Raw genomic sequence first — 18,523 nt, forward strand, 5'->3', positions numbered from 1 at the left:
TACAAAAAAGACACACACATGAAACCGGAAGAAAAGGCTCGAATATAATTGACCGTATGCTTAATGATGCGGGTTGGGAGGTAGTTGATAGAAATCATTATTCTCCTGAAGTATCTGCTATAGCAGTCGAGGAAGGTTTGCTGAAAAGTAATTGTTTTTATAAAGGTGTTTGTTCTGTTGTAGGGTGATTTTGATTACATTGTTGAAAGAATTGGACATGATAAAATAAGGCATTGGAAGGTGAATTAATGAAGAAAAGTACTAATACTATTTGGGTATGATTGACAGAAGACAGATATATCAAGATTTTCAAGCTGCTTTTCCGAAAGAGCATCTTGTAGAAATGACACTTACACAATATACAAATCTCGAAAGACAGAATTCGTTTTGTTATTGGGTTGAATCTAAAACATATGATTTAGGTTCTATTTGGGGTGGCTCTTCTTATAAGTTTGGTATTTATGAATATAGAAACAAACCCAATAAGAATGATTCTCGTATTGTTAGCAATGATAAGTATGCTTGGTATAACAAATATGATAAACAGACTGCTGATGAAGCTTTTGCTATTGTCAGAAGCACTATATTTAAAATAGCAGAACATGCAGGCAAAGGTGAATTGGAAGCAATAGAGAAAATAGATGAGTTAGGCGATGCTTACAAATGGAAAATAGCATTCTTATATTCAGATGAGACTCTAATACCAGTATATAAGCGTGATATGTTGGTTAAGTTGGCTAGTTATTTTGGAATGTCTGTCACAAATAAAACTAAAATTTCTGATTTGCAAAGGTTCCTGATAGAACAGAAAGGCGAAAAAGACCTTTTCGATTTTTATGAGGAGTTACTAAATATTGTAAATGAATTAGATAGTTCAAATATGGAACATAAGATTTGGTTATACGCTCCGGGAGAAAATGCATCTAAGTGGGATGTGTGTTTATCTCAAAACATAATGTGTATTGGTTGGGATGATATGGGTAACCTTTTGGAATACTCTTCTAAGAAAGAAATGGCAACTAAATTGCAGGATATATATGGCAAGCCGGGATCCTCGTTTAAAAATGATAGTTTGGCATTATGGGAGTTTGCTTATGAGATGCAAGTGGGTGATATTGTTATAGTCAAAAAGGGACAGAATCAAATAATAGGGCGTGGTATTGTGAAAAGTGACTATACTTTTGATGATTCTTTCTCTGATTTTAAGCATGTTCGTAAAATGCAATGGACGAATGTCGGAGAATGGGAGACAGTAGGTAAGAATGTCCAAAAAACTTTGACCGATATAACCAAGCAGCCGGATTATGTGAAATCTTTGGAGAAGCTGTTTGAGGATAAATCGCAAAAGCAATATTGGTGGCTTGTGGCTAGTCCTAAAATATGGAGCTTTTCGAAAGCTCTGGTTGGGGAAATACAAGACTATACTCTTTATAATGATAGTGGAAACCAACGAAGGGTATTCCAAAATTTTATTGATGCAAAAGAAGGAGACATCGTTATTGGCTATGAAGCTACTCCTGTTAAACAGGTGGTAGCTATTGCAGAAATAGCCAAATCTGCCGATGGACAAAAAATATATTTCAAAAAGACTGAAAGCTTATTGAATCCTGTTGATTATTCAGTTATAAAGGATATACCGGAATTAAGTGGTATGGAATTCCTGAAGAATAAGAACGGCTCGTTTTTCAAACTGACAAAAGACGAGTATAACATATTGATGAAATTAATACGTGGCGGAAATCCTATGCATAATCCTCAATATTCCGAAACAAATTTTTTGGATAATGTATTTATAAAATCAGAAGAGTATAATAAGTTGAGAAGCCTATTGTTGGCAAAGAAAAATATCATATTACAAGGCGCTCCGGGTGTTGGTAAAACGTATTCGGCAAAACGCTTAGCTTATTCTATTATAGGAGAAGAAGATAGAACTAAAATAGAGTTCATTCAATTTCATCAGAATTATTCCTATGAAGATTTTGTGATGGGGTATAAGCCAAAAGAAGATGGTGGTTTTGAGCTTAGACGAGGGGTATTCTATAATTTTTGCCAGAAAGCCCAAAGAGATCCGGATGAGAAGTATTTCTTTATTATTGATGAAATTAATAGAGGAAATATGAGTAAGATTTTTGGTGAGTTACTGATGCTTATTGAAAACGATTATCGGGGCGAAAAACATCAAATCCGTCTTGCATATAATGATGAGTATTTTTCTGTCCCGGAGAATCTTTATATCATAGGTCTGATGAATACGGCAGACCGTAGCCTAGCTATGATTGACTACGCATTACGTCGTCGGTTCAGTTTCTTTGACATGGTGCCGGGATTTGATTCGGATGGTTTCAAAAAGTATCAGGAGAATCTTGATTGTGACGCCTTTAATAGGGTGATTGATGCCATCAAAGCTCTGAATGTTGAGATTGCTAAAGATGATTCACTGGGAAAAGGTTTTTGTATCGGTCATAGTTATTTCTGTAATCAGGAATCTATTGATAATATGTGGCTTGGAAATGTGATTGAATATGATATTGCCCCTATGTTACGCGAATATTGGTTTGACAATGATAAGAAATTCAAAGAAGAAACAGACAAATTATTGAGCCTGATAAAATGACAATAGACAAAGGTATACTCATTCGCAATATCTATTATATGTTGACTTATGCTTTTCAAGAGCTTAAGCAGAACAACTATGAAGAAATAGCAGGTGAAAAATTTGACGAGATTCATGATTTATTTTCTGAAATACTTGTTCGTGGTATTTCGTATCAACTTAAGCAGGGGTTACATAAAGAATATATTTCTTGTCATGGCTCATTATCTACGTTGAAGGGTAAGCTTGATATAAATGGTACTATCAATAATTTGATGCGAAAACAACAGAAAATAGATTGTGAGTATGATGAATTATCGGAGAATAACAAGTTTAATCAGATATTAAAGACGACTGTTCAATTCTTGCTGAAACATCCGAATGTCAAATCGGACAGAAAAGCTTCGTTGAAGCGTCTTATGCTTTTCTTTAGAAATGTAGAAGTTATTGACATCTTGACGATAAACTGGACTACTATGCGCTTTGATAGAAATTGCAAGACTTATCAAATGCTTCTATATGTTTGTTATTTCATTCTCGACGGTATGTTGATGACTACGGAAAGGGGTACGTATAAAATGAGGGATTTCTCCGATGAGCATATGTGCAGGCTTTATGAGAAGTTTGTTTTGGAGTATTATAGAAAGCATTATCCGGAATTAAAAGCAAAGGCTACCCAAATAGACTGGAATATTGATAAAGAACAGTCTACTTCCAGTATTCTTCCTATAATGCGGACGGATATAACGCTGACATTTAAAGAGAGAACATTGATTATTGATACCAAATATTATAGTAAATCAATGCAATGCCAATTTGACAAGAGAACTATTCATTCTAATAACCTGTATCAGATCCATTCTTATGTAATGAATTATGATGTTAATCATACTGGGAACGTGGATGGAATGTTACTGTATGTCAAGACAGAAGAAGATATAACACCTGATGGGCAGACGACATTTAGGGATGGGAATATCATATATTACCGGACACTTGATCTGAATCAGGATTTTGAGAATATTAAAAAACAGTTGGATGTATTTCTAGAACATAGTCTGTAGCTATTAGTATAATATTTCTTTTAATTTGTCTAATATAATTTTCTTCTCATTACTACCGATAGTAGACAATCTCACCAACGGAATTCCGTACAACTCTAAAATACGATCCTTTTTAATATCACGTTCAGACTGACTTGTCCCCGATTTATGGGATGTATAACCATCTGTTTCAATAGCCAGTACCGGTTGTTTACTCACACGATTATAAATCAGAAAATCAATATGAGTGTTTATATTTGCAGCATATTTGCTTTCCTCCTCATTCAATAGAGAATAATCCTGAATCAACATATAGAGTGGTAAATGGCAAATGATATTTAAATGACGCATATTGATATTCTCCTTCAGAATATCTTCAAGTAAGGCGAATGTAAGATTCTCGGAATCGTACTCGGATATTTTCTTGTGTTTCTTCAAATAGGCAATTCGTGCATCTGTATATTGCTCATATAGATAATCGAATATAGAATGAATCTTACTGGTGGAAACAGTGCCATTGTTATATTCGATATAAGCGATCAAATCGCTGATATTGCAGTCTTTGGGTTGTTCGTTTCCCGATACGACTAAATAGAATTGTGATTTAGCCCGCGAAACAGCAACATTGAGTAGGTTGGGATCGTCGGAAAAGGAAGTGATGACATCGTCGACAGTGGTCATAATGATAGCATCCTTTTCTCTTCCCTGAAATTTATGGACTGTTGCAACATCAATATCCTCTTCAAGCGCGGATTTTACTGCATCTACTTGTTTGTTATATGGAGCTATGACGCCAATTTCATCTGTTTCATAAGATAGATTCGGTAGTACTTCCTCTTTGATAACATCTATTTCCCGTTGATTCATGTGGCTGCGGGAGTGGTTACCTTTGGCTGTCCGTATGGCACAAATGACATCCTCTTCTCCTTTATCACGTGTCATGATGACAAGATCTCCACCATAAAATTTCTGATTACAGAAGTTGATGATTCGGGGATGGCATCGATAATGTTCCCGTAACAAGGTCTGCGGTACATTCGGAATAACTTTGCAGACGGATTGCAGAAAACTCATATTGGCACAATCATATTCCGGCTTAATCAGGCAGGCATTAGCGATAAAGTTTAGTTTTTCCTTATCTTCTTCGGTGACCACATTGGGAAGTTGCATGGTGTCGCCGACAATGATTGCATTTTTAGCACATGACAAGGCTAAAGCTCCGGTTTCAACGGAAACCTGTGACGCTTCGTCCATAATGATATAATCATATACGGCATCTCGTTGCAGACAGCTTAATGATGAGAAGGTAGTACTTAATATGATAGGATATTCTTTCTGTACCTCTCGCCAATTATTTCTTAGATCAGGGAGCGTAAAGATTGGCTTGTTATGATTATTGCCATAGGTATGAAATAACTGATTCTTTAGATATTTCATTGATGCGTCGGCCATTTGTCTAGCCATTTCTGTTGCATCTTTGTTGGCAAGTTCCTTTTCTAATGTGTCTATCTCGACTTCCAGTTCTGCATACTTTGTTTGGTAGAATAAGATTTGGAAGTCGGCGATAATCAAACTCATCTCCCGTTTATAGAAACCTTTATCGGGGATTTTACAAATCGCTTTGCTTCTGAATTTAAATAATAACCATTTCAACCGTTGAATAAAAGCTGCTATTCCCTGAAGACTTGATGATTGTTCTTTTTCTGCAAATTGCTGACATTCATTCCATAAATTCAGAAGGTCTGCCGAGCTGGAACTTTTCCGTTGTTGGAGAGTAAATTCTTTTTGGATAACTTCTCAAGTACATTGACGATGGCGGAGTTATTATTAGATACTACCTGAACAGTCTTACCACGTACAAAGATATTGGATATAAAAGTAAGAATATTTTCCAGAATATCAAAACTGAAGTAGAAAAAAATGTAATGACTTTATTCAGTTTTTGCATCGTTCTAAATATAGAGTGGATTCGGTTTGAGAGCTTCGAACGTGATAAAAGAGATTTGTTTTGCCAATGAAATCATTATCTTTGCAAGGTATATATTAATGAACAAGGAGGATATTATGCTTGCATACACATATATTGAACACGGAAAGTTTGAGTTGCAGGAGAAAGCGAGACCGGAAATAAAGGATTCACGGGATGCAATCGTACGTGTGACACTTGGTAGTATTTGTACGAGTGATCTTCATATTAAACATGGTAGTGTGCCGCGTGCTGTACCCGGAATAACTGTCGGGCATGAAATGGTAGGTGTGGTAGAACAAGTGGGACCTAATGTCACTTCGGTGAAGCCTGGTGACAGGGTGACTGTGAATGTTGAAACTTTCTGCGGTGAGTGTTTTTTCTGTAAGCATGGATATGTGAACAACTGTACTGATCCCAATGGTGGTTGGGCTTTAGGATGTCGAATTGACGGCGGACAGGCGGAGTATGTCAGAGTCCCTTATGCAGATCAAGGTTTGAACCGTATTCCTGATACTGTGAGTGATGAGCAAGCCTTGTTTGTTGGTGATGTGCTTGCGACAGGCTTTTGGGCAGCACGTATCTCGGAGATTACCGAGGAGGATACTGTTCTGATTATCGGTGCCGGACCTACCGGAGTTTGTACTTTGTTATGTGTGATGTTGAAGCACCCTAAACGTATTATTGTCTGTGAAAAGTCTCCTGAAAGAATTCGCTTTGTTTGCGAGCATTATCCTGATGTGTTAGTAACGGAGCCTGAAAACTGCAAGGATTTTGTGATTCAAAACAGTGACCATGGTGGCGCAGATGTTGTTTTGGAAGTAGCGGGGAGTGATGATTCTTTCCATTTGGCATGGGCTTGTGCTCGTCCTAATGCTGTTGTCACCATAGTAGCCCTCTATGACCAGCCGCAACTTCTTCCTTTACCTGATATGTATGGAAAGAATCTGATCTTTAAAACAGGGGGAGTGGATGGTTGTGATTGTGCCGAGATTCTCAACCTGATTGAGGAAGGGGAAATTGATACTACTTCTCTTATTACACATCGATTTCCGTTGAATGAGATTGAGGAGGCTTATCGTGTCTTTGAAAACAAGTTGGATGGGGTTATTAAAGTAGCTATATCAGGAAATAAATGAAAATTAAATAGAAGTCACATATGAAGAATATACTGATAGTGAGCAATAGTGATACGTGCCGCAGTCGTATGGCGCAGGAAATTTTAAACTCGTTCGGTAGAGGGATGAAGATTAGTACTGCCGGTGTTTTGGTTGGAAATTCTGTCCCGGATGTTGTTTGCCAGGTGATGGAACAGAATGGATATGACTTTTCACGTAGAAAGCCTTGTGATGTTGCGACGTATGCCCAACAGACATGGGATTATGTCATTACCCTTTGCCCGGAAGCGGAAGAAGTGCAAAAGGAAATGCAGGGGGTAGTGAGAAAATATGTTTCTTTTGATTTTGCAGATCCTTTTCGGGGAGGTATTCATGCCGAAGATGAACAGGAAGAACGGGTGGTGGCACTATATAACGCTATGCATAAAGAACTGTACGAGTTTTTTCGGAGTGAATTAATGGAGAAACTCTTGCCTCGCTGTTCTTGTGGGGCGAATACATATTGTAGGTGCGAGTAGGAATATGAATAGAATCATATATGTGCCTCGTCCGGTGATGATGGCAGAGTTGATTAATCTTTAACACGAAGTTGCCAGAAAGCGATAGCGGATGCGGCAGCTACATTGAGTGAATCTACTCCGTTTGCCATAGGGATGCGAACCACATAGTCTGCCTCGGTAATTGTTTCGTTTCGAAGACCGTCACCTTCGGTTCCCATCACAATGGCTAACTTGGGTTCGGTCGCTAAGATGGGACTATCAATAGAGATTGATTTTTCTGTAAGTGCCATAGCGACTGTGCGGAATCCCAGTTTATGCAATTCATTGGGAGAACCATTCAACCAAGCCCATGGTATCAGGAAAACAGATCCCATTGAAACTCTGACTGCACGTCGGTTCAACGGGTCGCAAGAATTGCGTGTCAGTAATATGGCATCTATCCCAAGAGCGGCTGCAGAACGGAAAATAGCTCCAATGTTGGTAGTGTCTACCACACCTTCAATGACTGCGATACGCCGTGCGCCTCTACATATTTCTTCTACACTTTTCGGTGTCGGGCGGTGCATGGCACAGAGGACGCCGCGTGTGAGTGTATATCCGGTCAATGTGGCAAGCAGTTCTCTTGCACCCGTATAGACAGGTATATCCCCACAACGTTCAATGATATCAGCAGCATCACCAGTGATATGCTTCTGCTCGCATAAAAGAGCTAAAGGTGCATAACCGGCATTTAGAGCTACATTAATAACTTTCGGACTTTCTGCAATAAACAGCCCCTTGTCAGACTCGATACGATTACGTAATTGAGCTTCAGTGAGAGTACTGAATATTTCTATTCTGGGATCAGTTAAGGAATGTATTTCTATAATGGGCATAGGATTTCTTACAACTATCTACTTTATTATATCAAATTATACCAATGATTGCATCTACTTTTTACTTCCCGATGCAAAAATGTTGAAAGATATTCTGAAGCACCATATCATTCGTAACCTCGCCAGCTATGTCTGAAATGAAGAAGATGCATTCCCGTATGTCTTGCGAAAGAAAATCTCCGGAAATTTGTGAATCAAGCCCACTCTGTACTCTATGAATAGCTTCCAAAGCTTTGTTTAAAGCCTCATAATGTCTTACATTTGTCACAATAATATCATTTTGTGTTACTGTTGGTAAATGTGCTGCATCAATAAGCATTTTTTGTAGCTCACTTGTATTTTCCCGTTGTTTGGCCGAGATAAAAATACATTCCGTAGACTCTTTAGGAAAGTCTTTTAATAGAGACTGTAAATTCTCTTTTTGCTTGTCTTCGATCAAATCAGCCTTATTGAACACAACAATCAAATGCTTTCCTTCACAACGCGGAATGATCTTCTCTGATAACTGTTCGATTTGAGAGGCAGCATTCACAGCATCTACCATCCAAAGAACAATCTCTGCCTGATCTAACTTTTGGAAAGTACGTTCGATACCGAGACTTTCGATCGTATCATTGGTTTCCCGGATTCCGGCAGTATCAATGAACCGGAAAGTGATTCCTCCGATGTTGATAGTATCTTCGATCACATCACGCGTTGTCCCGTGGATATCACTGACAATCGCCTTATCTTCATTTAATAATACATTCAATAAAGTCGATTTTCCGGCATTCGTTTCACCGATAATAGCTACAGGGACACCGTTCTTAATAGCATTACCAACACTAAAAGAATGAGCCAACCGCGAAATGACCTGTTCAATTTCATCTGCCAGTTTCTTTAATGCCGAACGATCGGCAAATTCAACATCCTCTTCGCTGAAGTCCAACTCCAGTTCGATCATAGAGGTGAAATTCAGCAATTTGTTACGTAATTCCGTCAGTTCCTTGCTGAAACCACCTCGCATCTGGCTCATAGCCAAACGATGAGTGGCAGCAGATGAAGACGCGATCAAGTCCGCCACAGCCTCTGCCTGACTTAAATCCATCTTTCCGTTAAGGAAAGCGCGTTGCGTATACTCTCCCGGTTGGGCCATGCGGCAGCCGTTTTTGATAAGCAACTGCATCACCTGTTGAAGAATGTAAGAAGAACCGTGACACGTGATTTCCGTACTCTCTTCTCCCGTGTATGAATGAGGAGCACGGAAAAGACTGACGAGCACTTCGTCAATAATCTCGTCTCCGTCATAAATACGTCCGAATGTCAAAGTATATGGTTTTTGCTCACTCAATAATTTGCCAGTCTTGGCGGGCTTGAATATGCTGCCGGTGATAGAAATAGCTTCCGGTCCGGAAACGCGGATGCTTCCGATAGCACCGCCCTGGGCGGTAGCGATAGCGCAGATTGTATCTTGATTCATTGTTTTTTCTTTTTGGATGAGCAAAGATAATTGTTTCTAAGTAAAAAATAGAAAATTGAGCACAACTTGTGCTTTATTTGTTTATATTTGCTGCCGTGCAGTGGTACACCAAACAAAATAAAACAATAATGCTATGGAACCAGCGATCAATTTATATTCTCCGAATGAGAAAAGCGAACTCATACGGGAAAATTATCAGGAAATACTTTCTGTACTTGCAGCTCATCAAATAGCTTTGTGGGAGTATGATATCATTACGGGCAAATGCTCCTTTTCAGACGATTATTTTTCTACACTCGGATTGAAGGATACCGGAATCATTTTTGAGGACATCGATGATTTCTATCGGTTTATTCATCCGGAAGATGCCGAATCCTATAAACAAGCCTTTGCAGAAATGCTTTCATCAGACTCTAAAACCTCACAAATAAGAGTTCGTTGTATGGGCGAACAAGGGAAAGTGATTTGGCTGGAAGATCATTTTCTGTCTTACAAAGAGAGTTGCAAAAGTCATCCGGGCAAACTGCTGGTATATACGGTGAACGTCACTTCACAGTGCGAAAAGGAGCAACATATCAAATATCTGGAAGAATACAACCGTAAAATTATTGAAGCACTGCCGGAATTCATTTTTATCTTTGATGATAACTTCTTCATTACCGATGTCCTGATGGCGCCGGGGACGATTTTGCTTCATCCTGTGGAAGTGTTGCGTGGAGCGGATGGACGATCTATTTATTCACCGGAGGTCAGTGACCTGTTTCTTTGTAACATTCGGGAATGTTTGCATGACGGTAAGTTGAAGGAGATAGAATATCCGCTTGAAGTGGATGGAAGTCTGCATTATTTTCAGGCACGTATCGCCCCCTTCGAAGGAAACAGGGTACTTGCACTGATACATGATATTGGAGACCGGATTCAGCGTTCGCAGGAATTGATCGAAGCTAAACGTCGTGCGGAAGATGCCGATAAGATGAAGTCTGTCTTTCTGGCAAATATGAGCCATGAGATTCGTACTCCGTTGAATGCTATTGTTGGTTTCTCGGAGATTATCGCGGTGACAGAGAGTGAAGAAGAGAAAATGGAGTATCTGGAAATTATTCAGAGAAACAGTAACTTGTTGTTACAGTTAATCAATGATATCTTGGACTTGTCCCGTATTGAATCCGGAAAGTCGGAGATGCATTTCCAGCAGGTAGAGATTGTAGGATTGGTGGAAGAAGTGGAGAAAGTGCACCAGCTGAAGATGAAGTCGAGCGTAGAGTTGAATGTGATTCGTCCGGAAGGAGAATTCTGGACCTCTACCGACCGAAACCGGGTGATGCAGGTCTTGTTCAACTTCCTGTCAAATGCCATTAAAAATACGGAAAAGGGAACTATTACATTAGGGCTGAAACATGAAGGCCCCTGGCTGAAACTATTTGTCAGCGATACAGGTTGTGGAATATCCAAAGAGAAGCTCCCGCAGATTTTCACCCGTTTTGAGAAGCTGGATGACTTCGTGCAAGGTACCGGGCTGGGACTCTCAATCTGTAAAAGTATCGTAGAACGTCTGGGTGGACGCATTGAGGTAACTTCTGAATTGGGGCAGGGGAGTACGTTTGCACTCTATTTGCCTTATCAGGAAATACCGAAAGAAGTTGTTGAAAGAAGACTTCCGCATAAAAAGGATGTTGAAGCAGATAAACGTAAAAAGATATTGGTAGTGGAAGATATAGAGTCGAACTTTGCTCAACTGAACATTCTTCTGAATAAAGAATATATTATCTCATGGGTACGCAATGGACAGGAGGCTATCAATAGTTTCATCCGTGAAAGTCCGGATTTGATTCTGATGGATATTCGTATGCCGGTGATGGACGGTATTCAAGCTACTGAAAAGATTCGTACGATCTCTCTGACCGTGCCTATTATTGCAGTGACTGCGTATGCTTTCTATACCGAACAGCAGCAGGCCATTCAAGCGGGATGTAACGCCGTTATTTCAAAACCCTATTCTTTGGAGAGGCTAAGAGAGACGATAGAATCTTACATCGGATAATTAATTTTCTAAAAGAGAACCAACATTCTGTATATTGTAGTGTTACTATTACAATAGTAGTAACATTATAATAAATTTGAATATGGAGAAAGTAAAAAGGATAGTCCTTATCGGAGCAAGCGGCTTTGTAGGTTCCGCTCTTCTGAACGAGGCTTTGAATCGTGGTTTCGAAGTTACAGCAGTGGTTCGTCATCCGGAAAAGATAAAGATAGAGAATGAAAATCTGAAAGTGGTGAAAGCCGATGTAGCTGTGCTTGATGAAGTGGCCGACGTTTGTAAAGGTGCAGATGCCGTTATTAGTGCGTTTAATCCGGGATGGAATAATCCTGATATATACGATGAAACCATTAAAGTTTATCTGACTATTATTGATGGAGTGAAGAAGGCTGGTATCAATCGTTTTCTGATGGTTGGCGGTGCCGGTTCTTTGTTTATCGCTCCGGGCTTGCGTTTGATGGATTCCGGCGAGGTGCCCGAAAATATATTGCCGGGAGTGAAAGCCTTAGGAGAGTTTTATCTGAACTTCTTGAAGAAAGAGAAAGAAATAGACTGGGTGTTCTTCTCTCCGGCAGCGGATATGCGTCCGGGAGTACGTACAGGACGTTACCGGTTGGGAAAAGATGATATGATTGTAGACATCGTAGGAAACAGCCATATCTCTGTCGAAGATTATGCTGCCGCAATGATTGATGAATTGGAGTATCCGAAACATCATCAGGAGAGATTTACGATTGGTTATTGATAAAAAAGCTAAAAGCTAAAGTAGAGCCTGAATGATAAAATAATGGCTTGAATCCATACATTGCAAATGTAAGATTCAAGCCATTATTCTATTCTAACGATTATAATTTTATTCTTTTAGAAGAGCGTACTTCTATATTCTGTCAAGTACAGTCTTAATCAGTGTATCAATTGTATTTTTATATCCTGTATTGGCCTCTTTAATAAGTCGGTTGGCTATCACCATGCAGACGGTCATTGCCTTGTGCCCCATCAACCGGCTAAGTCCTGCCAAAGCCGAACTTTCCATTTCGAAGTTGGTTATCTTGTAGCCTTTATATTCGAAAGCTTCAATTTTATCATTCTGTTTCGGGTCTGCCAATGGAACACGAAGTTCACGTCCCTGCGGACCAAAGAAACCTCCGGCGGCGATTGTTACTCCACGTACCATGTCATCTTTGGCAATCCGGTCAATCAGTTCTTCGCTGGCATCAATAACATAAGGAGCAGGCGCGCACATATTTCCCGACCAACCCATGTGATTGAGGAATGCACGTTCAAAAGGTAAGTCGCATACAGCATTTCGTCCGGCATAGAAATTCAACAATCCGTCGAATCCGATAGATTTTTGCGAACACACAAATGTTCCGACAGGAGTGTTGGGCTGTAAGCCGCCACATGTGCCGATACGTACTAATTCCAGTTGGCGGAACTGATCCTTTTCTTCACGGGTATTAAAATCGATATTGGCGAGCGCGTCCAGTTCATTCATTACGATATCGATGTTGTCGCAACCGATTCCTGTAGAAACCACTGTAATCCGTTTACCTTTATAAGTACCCGTAATGGTTTTGAATTCGCGGCTTTCCACTTCACATTCTTTGTTTTCGAAATGAGAAGCTACGAGTGCTACACGTCCGGGGTCACCTACCAGAATTACTTTGTCTGCCAACCATTCGGGCTTTACGTGAAGATGGAATACTGAACCGTCTTCATTGATAATCAATTCAGAGGATGGAAAGTACTTTTTCATGTTATTGAAGGGTTTTAGTTTTATAATAGGATTTGTATCTATAAATAGAAACGCCGGAACCAGAGTTAAGTTCAGAAGAAGCCACTATCTTTTTTCTTTAGAAAAGGGGAGTGTGTCTTAATACTGAAATGAAATCGGATTCCGGCGTTTGTGAACGATTATTTGCTCAACGGCTGATTGCCTGTGTTGCCTGTTGTCGGCTTGGCGATATTCTCACGCATGGAGGTATCAGCTTCAATATTTTTCATACGATAATAATCCATGATACCTAAGTTGCCGCTGCGGAAAGCTTCAGCCATCGCTTTAGGAACTTCAGCTTCTGCTTCGATCACTTTGGCACGGGCTTCCTGTGCTTTTGCTTTCATTTCCTGTTCGGAAGCAACTGCCATAGCACGGCGCTCTTCGGCTTTTGCCTGTGCGATGTTCTTATCTGCGTTAGCCTGATCGATTTGCAGAGCCGCACCGATGTTTTTACCTATATCGATGTCCGCAATATCAATAGACAAGATCTCGAAAGCCGTTCCTGCGTCCAAACCTTTACGAAGTACAAGTTTAGAGATTGAATCCGGATTCTCAAGTACCGATTTATGGTTTTCAGACGAACCGATAGACGAAACGATACCTTCGCCTACACGGGCGAGAATCGTATCTTCACCTGCACCACCGACCAGCTGTTTGATGCTGGCACGTACTGTTACTCTGGCTTTGGCTATCAACTGAATACCATCTTTGGCAACAGCCGTAACAGGAGGAGTGTCAATCACTTTAGGATTTACCGACATCTGTACAGCTTCAAATACATCACGTCCTGCAAGGTCGATAGCAGTTGCCATTTGAAACGATAATTCGATATTCGCCTTTGATGCAGATACTAAGGCGTGGACTACTTTTTCCACATGTCCTCCCGCCAGATAATGGGCTTCCAGTTCGTCACGGGTAATGTTTTTTAATCCGGCTTTGTGAGCCTCGATCATTCCCGGCACGATGATATAAGGCGGAACATTACGTATACGCATCAGGAATAGCTGTATCAACGAGATGTTGACACCTGATACTTTGGCCGACAACCATAAGAAGAACGGCACATAATGGAAAAATAGTATTAGGAAAATAATACCTCCAACAATCAGAAGGATAGGTAAGTACAGAGATGTTTCCATTGATAATTTGTATTAAGTGAATATTATTTGAGGTGTCTTTCAACCATGATTGTACCATCGGTAATACGGTTTACGATAATCGGTGTCTTCTCATTGAGGAAGCCATCCATAGACTTTACTTCCACAATTTTTCCGTTTATCTCAGCATAACCGATTTGCGCCAGACGTGTAGTACTGATTCCCGTATCACCCACTTTAATGCTGTCTTCTGCGCTACGGTCTACTTTCGAATCAATATCCTTTTTCAATGCCAGTTTGTCCAGCATCTTCGACCGCATGAACCAAACCAGTGATCCGATGCAGGCAATCGCTGATATACCAAGAGTGATAAATCCTCCTGCCATACCTAAATTGGCAAACGCATAGTAGTTGGCATAAAGGATGCAAACCAATGCAGAAATTCCGGCCAGGCTAATGCCCGGGATGACGAACAGTTCTACCAGAAACAGTATGACTGCGGCAATAATGAGAATGGTGATAATGAGTATATCCATAGTTCGGAGTTATTATTTATTTTGTTTTTTCTGCATTACGTACATTCACTTCAAGAGTATCCAGTTCTTCGGACATTTGCAATACCCGCTTTTCGAGGTCGAGGATGGCAGGAGCCATTTTTTCTTTTCCTTGTTGGTTGGCACCGGCATATTGTTGACGCAGGCTATTCAGTTTTTCTTCTTGTTGATAATAGTCTTTCTCCATCTGCTGGTAACGCTGGAAAAGTGATTTTGCTTTTGCGGATTTAAAATCGCTCATCAGATAGTAAGTCGTATGATCGTCAATGACAAACTCAAAGTCCATCGCACGACGTTCTTTAGGCTTATGACTGATGGCAGCTTCCAAACGTTGCAATGCTTCGGTAACAGCTTGTTTGTCTTTCCAGGTTTCTTTCAGTGAATGAATCTGTGCCAGACGAATAATCTGTTGCTGTTCCATTGCCTCATAATTATAAGTCTGCTTGGAAGTATTAGGAATGAATACATAAATACATACCTTTCCTTCGGGCTGGAAACGGTCGGAAGCAAACCATCCGAGGTTGTTGTATTCGTCAATGACATACATATAATCATTGTACGGCGAATTAAACGGCATACCTACATTGTCCGGAACAAGATAAGTGTCGGTATTCGTGTTGTAACGGGTGACAAAGATATCATAGCCTCCCAGTCCTTCGCCATCGCTGGCATAGTAAACGGTGACTCCGTCCGATAGAACAAACGGATAATTCGCGTTTCCGGAAGCGTTGATACTGCCCGGTAACGGGCGTCCGTCACTCCATTCATTCAGCAACTTGTTTTTTGAGAAGATGTCAAGATATCCCTTTTCACCCTTTTCGCTATAATAGATTTTATTTCCGATTTCTGTCTCGTAAACAGTTCCCGGATGATCTCCTTCTGTTTTGAAAAAATCATTGAAGGTAAACAACTTACCAGATTCTTCACTAATCTTGTATGCCTGGAGGAAAGTCGCCTTGTCTACGACGAAGCTGTCAACGATGCATACATCTTCCACTCCCTTCAACATTCGAAGGTCGGATTTGCTCTTTTCCAGAAGCTTTTCCGCTTCTTCCGTCGATTTCCTGCGTTTACTTAAATCTGCGATATATTCCTCAAAACAGTTTACAGCGTCTTCGAAACGATAAGTCTCGTTATATGCTTGTCCCAGATAGAGTTGTCCGCCGGTAACACGTTTCTTCACTGCTATCTCGAGAGGTTTTACAGCTTCTTCCGCTTCTCCGGTTTTCAGGCAACATACGCCATACCAATAATTATAGTTCCCGTTCGACGGTTGTGATTTAGCATACTTTTCGAAGACAGGCTTGGCTTTTTCATAGTCACCTTTAGTGAATAAGGTGCGTGCCTGTTCCAGCGTTTGTGCAGATACTTCGCAAAGGAAGAGGCTGCAAATTAAAAATAGAATATATTTTCCTTTCATCGTTTTGAGCGTTTATGAGTGACGGGTGGATTGAAAACATTGCTGCTTTCGGGCACCAATCCATTTATCAATTGTTCAAAAGTACAAATTTATTAGAAATAAACCCTTTTTCAGTGATTCTATTATGTTAATTCTTCTTTAAATCATTCTTTTCGCTTACTTTTGCAGCCGATTTTCAAAGATATGACACAATTTACGGAAGAAGAGAAAACCATTCGCCGCATTGAACGGCGGTTTAGCAAAGGGGTGGTGCAATATGGATTGATAGAAGAAGGAGACAAAATCCTTATCGGACTGTCGGGAGGAAAAGATTCGTTGGCGCTTGTTGAGCTGTTGGGTAAACGCGCGCGTATCTATAAACCTCGCTTTTCTGTTGTTGCCGTTCATATAGTGATGAAGAATATTCCTTATCAGAGCGATATGGAATATTTGAAAGCACACTGCGAGGCGTATGGGGTACCCTTCGTGCAGTATGAGACTGCTTTTGATCCTGCTACCGATACACGCAAATCTCCTTGTTTCCTTTGTTCATGGAACCGCCGGAAAGCCCTGTTCACTGTTGCCAAGGAGCACGGATGCAATAAAATCGCTCTCGGTCACCATATGGATGATATTTTGGAAACTTTATTGATGAATATCACTTATCAGGGGGCGTTCGGTACAATGCCGCCCCGGTTGGTGATGAAGAAGTTTGATATGACAATTATTCGTCCGATGTGTCTGGTTCACGAAGCCGATTTGATAGAATTGGCGGCTTTGCGTCATTATCAGAAGCAAGTGAAGAATTGTCCTTATGAATCGCAGTCCAGCCGTAGTGACATGAAAGGAGTTTTGCGACAACTGGAAGCGATGAATCCGGAGGCACGTTACAGCCTTTGGGGAAGCATGACCAATGTACAGGAAGAATTATTACCAGATCAAATAGATTAATTTGAATAGATTGTTATGAAAGGATTCTATACCATTTTGTTGCTGATCGTATCCAATGTCTTTATGACATTTGCCTGGTACGGTCATTTAAAGATGAAACAGGAGTACGGCTGGTTCGCAGCTCTTCCGTTGATCGGTGTTATTACGTTTAGTTGGGCAATCGCTTTTTTTGAGTATAATAAAACGGAAAAACCCAACTGGAAATTTAACATTTTACGTTGATATATAATAATGTATAGTAGAATTAGAATAATATGAAAGCTCTCTACACAATTTTATTGCTTATAGTATCAAATGTCTTTATGACTTTTGCTTGGTATGGCCATTTAAAGATGAAGCAGGAATATTCTTGGTTTGCTGCTCTTCCTTTGATAGGTGTAATAGCCTTTAGTTGGTCAATAGCTTTTTTTGAGTATTCTTGTCAAATTCCAGCGAATCGCATTGGATATGTAGGTAATGGAGGACCATTTTCATTGATGCAGTTGAAAGTTCTTCAAGAAGTAATAACTCTTATTATATTCACAGTTTTTACAACTGTATTCTTTAAAGGTGAAGCTTTGCACTGGAATCATATAGCTGCCTTCGTTTGCTTGATATTGGCTGTTTATTTTGTATTTATGAAATAGTTATAGAAAAGAGCAGCATAAGAGTTTCCTCAAATGCTGCTCTGTCTTAAGTAGATTGGTAATTAGTCAATCTTCTTGTAAGTGGTTGTTGTAATATCGTCCAATTCTTCGCTGCCATCTTCCATTGTGTCCCAATCCTCAAAGGCGAGAACTAACTTGGTAGCTGTAAGTTCATTGACGGTAAGGACATCTGAATAACCATCATCGTAAGAGATAGTCAGCTTATTATCTTTCAAAGACCAGCGACTTGTTTCTATATGCCCACCGTCCACATAGCTTTCTATGCAAGTACCGTCAGTTTTGAACTCCCATAAACCATTGGTATATGCTTCGTCAGAAGTTACTACTTCTTTACCATTCTCCACTTTGTGAATCTTCTCCCAAGTGGACTGCCATTTACCTATAAGGTTGGCTTGTTCAATGATTGTCTGTTCATCTTCATCATCGCCGCACGCTGTAAAGTTTGCAGCTAACATGACCATTAACAAGGTCATTCCTAAGAATCTTAAAGTTTTCATTATTAAGTT

General features: G+C 40.1%; 15 protein-coding genes and 2 pseudogenes. 9 read left to right on the top strand and 8 right to left on the bottom strand.

Going from position 1 to position 18,523, the window contains the following annotated elements; translation table 11 throughout:
- Positions 1-277: 277 nt before the first annotated feature.
- Positions 278-2,614 carry a DUF8426 domain-containing protein gene (locus tag GD631_RS11240; protein WP_143258377.1) on the top strand — a complete coding sequence of 779 codons (2,337 nt, stop codon included), beginning with the start codon at positions 278-280 and terminating at the stop codon, positions 2,612-2,614.
- A complete protein-coding gene (gene mcrC / locus GD631_RS11245; protein ID WP_143258380.1) occupies positions 2,611-3,657 on the top strand; it encodes a 5-methylcytosine-specific restriction endonuclease system specificity protein McrC in 1,047 nt (348 codons plus the stop codon). Before GD631_RS11240 ends, mcrC begins: the two co-directional genes overlap by 4 nt.
- 3 nt (positions 3,658-3,660) lie before the next feature.
- Here the strand turns inward: mcrC and GD631_RS11250 are convergent.
- Positions 3,661-5,528: pseudogene (locus tag GD631_RS11250) on the bottom strand (AAA domain-containing protein); the annotation flags it as partial.
- Positions 5,529-5,700: 172 nt separating this feature from the next.
- On the opposite strand from GD631_RS11250, the gene GD631_RS11255 reads away from it, so the two are divergent.
- Both GD631_RS11255 and GD631_RS11260 read left to right on the top strand, forming a co-directional pair.
- Positions 5,701-6,741, top strand: a complete 1,041-nt coding sequence (locus tag GD631_RS11255) for an alcohol dehydrogenase (protein WP_143258382.1) — start codon at positions 5,701-5,703, stop codon at positions 6,739-6,741.
- Between the two features lie 20 nt (positions 6,742-6,761).
- Entirely contained in the window at positions 6,762-7,238 is a 477-nt protein-coding gene (locus GD631_RS11260) for an arsenate-mycothiol transferase ArsC (protein WP_143258385.1), read from the top strand.
- Between the two features lie 53 nt (positions 7,239-7,291).
- Here GD631_RS11260 and GD631_RS11265 read toward each other — a convergent pair whose 3' ends face one another.
- Entirely contained in the window at positions 7,292-8,095 is an 804-nt protein-coding gene (locus GD631_RS11265; RefSeq protein WP_143258387.1) for a TrmH family RNA methyltransferase, read from the bottom strand.
- Positions 8,096-8,156: 61 nt separating this feature from the next.
- Positions 8,157-9,554 (bottom strand): tRNA uridine-5-carboxymethylaminomethyl(34) synthesis GTPase MnmE, encoded by a 1,398-nt coding sequence (mnmE, locus tag GD631_RS11270; protein ID WP_143258389.1) that lies wholly within the window; start codon positions 9,552-9,554, stop codon positions 8,157-8,159.
- Positions 9,555-9,687: 133 nt separating this feature from the next.
- On the opposite strand from mnmE, the gene GD631_RS11275 reads away from it, so the two are divergent.
- Both GD631_RS11275 and GD631_RS11280 read left to right on the top strand, forming a co-directional pair.
- A complete protein-coding gene (locus tag GD631_RS11275; protein ID WP_143258393.1) occupies positions 9,688-11,595 on the top strand; it encodes a PAS domain-containing hybrid sensor histidine kinase/response regulator family protein in 1,908 nt (635 codons plus the stop codon).
- A gap of 82 nt (positions 11,596-11,677) precedes the next feature.
- Positions 11,678-12,337 carry an NAD(P)-dependent oxidoreductase gene (locus GD631_RS11280; RefSeq protein ID WP_143258395.1) on the top strand — a complete coding sequence of 220 codons (660 nt, stop codon included), beginning with the start codon at positions 11,678-11,680 and terminating at the stop codon, positions 12,335-12,337.
- A 132-nt stretch (positions 12,338-12,469) separates the two neighbouring features.
- Here GD631_RS11280 and GD631_RS11285 read toward each other — a convergent pair whose 3' ends face one another.
- The 4 genes from GD631_RS11285 to GD631_RS11300 all read right to left on the bottom strand — a co-directional run bounded on the left by GD631_RS11285 (position 12,470) and on the right by GD631_RS11300 (position 16,440).
- The gene (locus GD631_RS11285; RefSeq protein WP_143258397.1) at positions 12,470-13,348 is read right to left on the bottom strand and encodes a nucleoside phosphorylase; all 879 of its coding nucleotides are present in this window, start codon (positions 13,346-13,348) and stop codon (positions 12,470-12,472) included.
- 158 nt (positions 13,349-13,506) lie between these two features.
- The gene (gene floA / locus GD631_RS11290) at positions 13,507-14,508 is read right to left on the bottom strand and encodes a flotillin-like protein FloA (RefSeq protein WP_143258399.1); all 1,002 of its coding nucleotides are present in this window, start codon (positions 14,506-14,508) and stop codon (positions 13,507-13,509) included.
- 23 nt (positions 14,509-14,531) lie between these two features.
- On the bottom strand, positions 14,532-15,002 hold the full coding sequence (locus GD631_RS11295; RefSeq protein ID WP_143258402.1) for an NfeD family protein: 471 nt from the start codon (positions 15,000-15,002) through the stop codon (positions 14,532-14,534).
- A 16-nt stretch (positions 15,003-15,018) separates the two neighbouring features.
- Positions 15,019-16,440 (bottom strand): tetratricopeptide repeat protein, encoded by a 1,422-nt coding sequence (locus GD631_RS11300; protein ID WP_143258406.1) that lies wholly within the window; start codon positions 16,438-16,440, stop codon positions 15,019-15,021.
- A 183-nt stretch (positions 16,441-16,623) separates the two neighbouring features.
- Here GD631_RS11300 and GD631_RS11305 point away from each other — a divergent pair, with 183 nt between their 5' ends.
- The 3 genes and pseudogenes from GD631_RS11305 (at position 16,624) to GD631_RS11315 (ending at position 17,996) form a co-directional block, all read left to right on the top strand.
- Positions 16,624-17,370, top strand: a complete 747-nt coding sequence (locus GD631_RS11305; protein WP_143258408.1) for a PP-loop family protein — start codon at positions 16,624-16,626, stop codon at positions 17,368-17,370.
- Positions 17,371-17,385: 15 nt separating this feature from the next.
- A pseudogene (locus tag GD631_RS11310) lies at positions 17,386-17,547 on the top strand (DMT family protein); the annotation flags it as partial.
- A 77-nt stretch (positions 17,548-17,624) separates the two neighbouring features.
- A complete protein-coding gene (locus GD631_RS11315; RefSeq protein WP_005821429.1) occupies positions 17,625-17,996 on the top strand; it encodes a DMT family protein in 372 nt (123 codons plus the stop codon).
- 62 nt (positions 17,997-18,058) lie between these two features.
- On the opposite strand, the gene GD631_RS11320 is transcribed toward GD631_RS11315, so the two are convergent.
- Positions 18,059-18,514 (bottom strand): lipocalin-like domain-containing protein, encoded by a 456-nt coding sequence (locus GD631_RS11320; protein WP_185911443.1) that lies wholly within the window; start codon positions 18,512-18,514, stop codon positions 18,059-18,061.
- Between the last annotated feature and the right edge of the window lie 9 nt (positions 18,515-18,523).

The sequence above is a fragment of the Bacteroides luhongzhouii genome (assembly GCF_009193295.2).
Taxonomy (GTDB): domain Bacteria; phylum Bacteroidota; class Bacteroidia; order Bacteroidales; family Bacteroidaceae; genus Bacteroides; species Bacteroides luhongzhouii.

Bases quoted from the DNA above. Each gene is read 5' to 3' on its own strand.
- GD631_RS11240 (WP_143258377.1), top strand. From the start codon at position 278: ATGATTGACAGAAGACAGATATATCAAGATTTTCAAGCTGCTTTTCCG.
- mcrC (WP_143258380.1), top strand. From the start codon at position 2,611: ATGACAATAGACAAAGGTATACTCATTCGCAATATCTATTATATGTTG.
- GD631_RS11255 (WP_143258382.1), top strand. From the start codon at position 5,701: ATGCTTGCATACACATATATTGAACACGGAAAGTTTGAGTTGCAGGAG.
- GD631_RS11260 (WP_143258385.1), top strand. From the start codon at position 6,762: ATGAAGAATATACTGATAGTGAGCAATAGTGATACGTGCCGCAGTCGT.
- GD631_RS11265 (WP_143258387.1), bottom strand. From the start codon at position 8,095: ATGCCCATTATAGAAATACATTCCTTAACTGATCCCAGAATAGAAATA.
- mnmE (WP_143258389.1), bottom strand. From the start codon at position 9,554: ATGAATCAAGATACAATCTGCGCTATCGCTACCGCCCAGGGCGGTGCT.
- GD631_RS11275 (WP_143258393.1), top strand. From the start codon at position 9,688: ATGGAACCAGCGATCAATTTATATTCTCCGAATGAGAAAAGCGAACTC.
- GD631_RS11280 (WP_143258395.1), top strand. From the start codon at position 11,678: ATGGAGAAAGTAAAAAGGATAGTCCTTATCGGAGCAAGCGGCTTTGTA.
- GD631_RS11285 (WP_143258397.1), bottom strand. From the start codon at position 13,348: ATGAAAAAGTACTTTCCATCCTCTGAATTGATTATCAATGAAGACGGT.
- floA (WP_143258399.1), bottom strand. From the start codon at position 14,508: ATGGAAACATCTCTGTACTTACCTATCCTTCTGATTGTTGGAGGTATT.
- GD631_RS11295 (WP_143258402.1), bottom strand. From the start codon at position 15,002: ATGGATATACTCATTATCACCATTCTCATTATTGCCGCAGTCATACTG.
- GD631_RS11300 (WP_143258406.1), bottom strand. From the start codon at position 16,440: ATGAAAGGAAAATATATTCTATTTTTAATTTGCAGCCTCTTCCTTTGC.
- GD631_RS11305 (WP_143258408.1), top strand. From the start codon at position 16,624: ATGACACAATTTACGGAAGAAGAGAAAACCATTCGCCGCATTGAACGG.
- GD631_RS11315 (WP_005821429.1), top strand. From the start codon at position 17,625: ATGAAAGCTCTCTACACAATTTTATTGCTTATAGTATCAAATGTCTTT.
- GD631_RS11320 (WP_185911443.1), bottom strand. From the start codon at position 18,514: ATGAAAACTTTAAGATTCTTAGGAATGACCTTGTTAATGGTCATGTTA.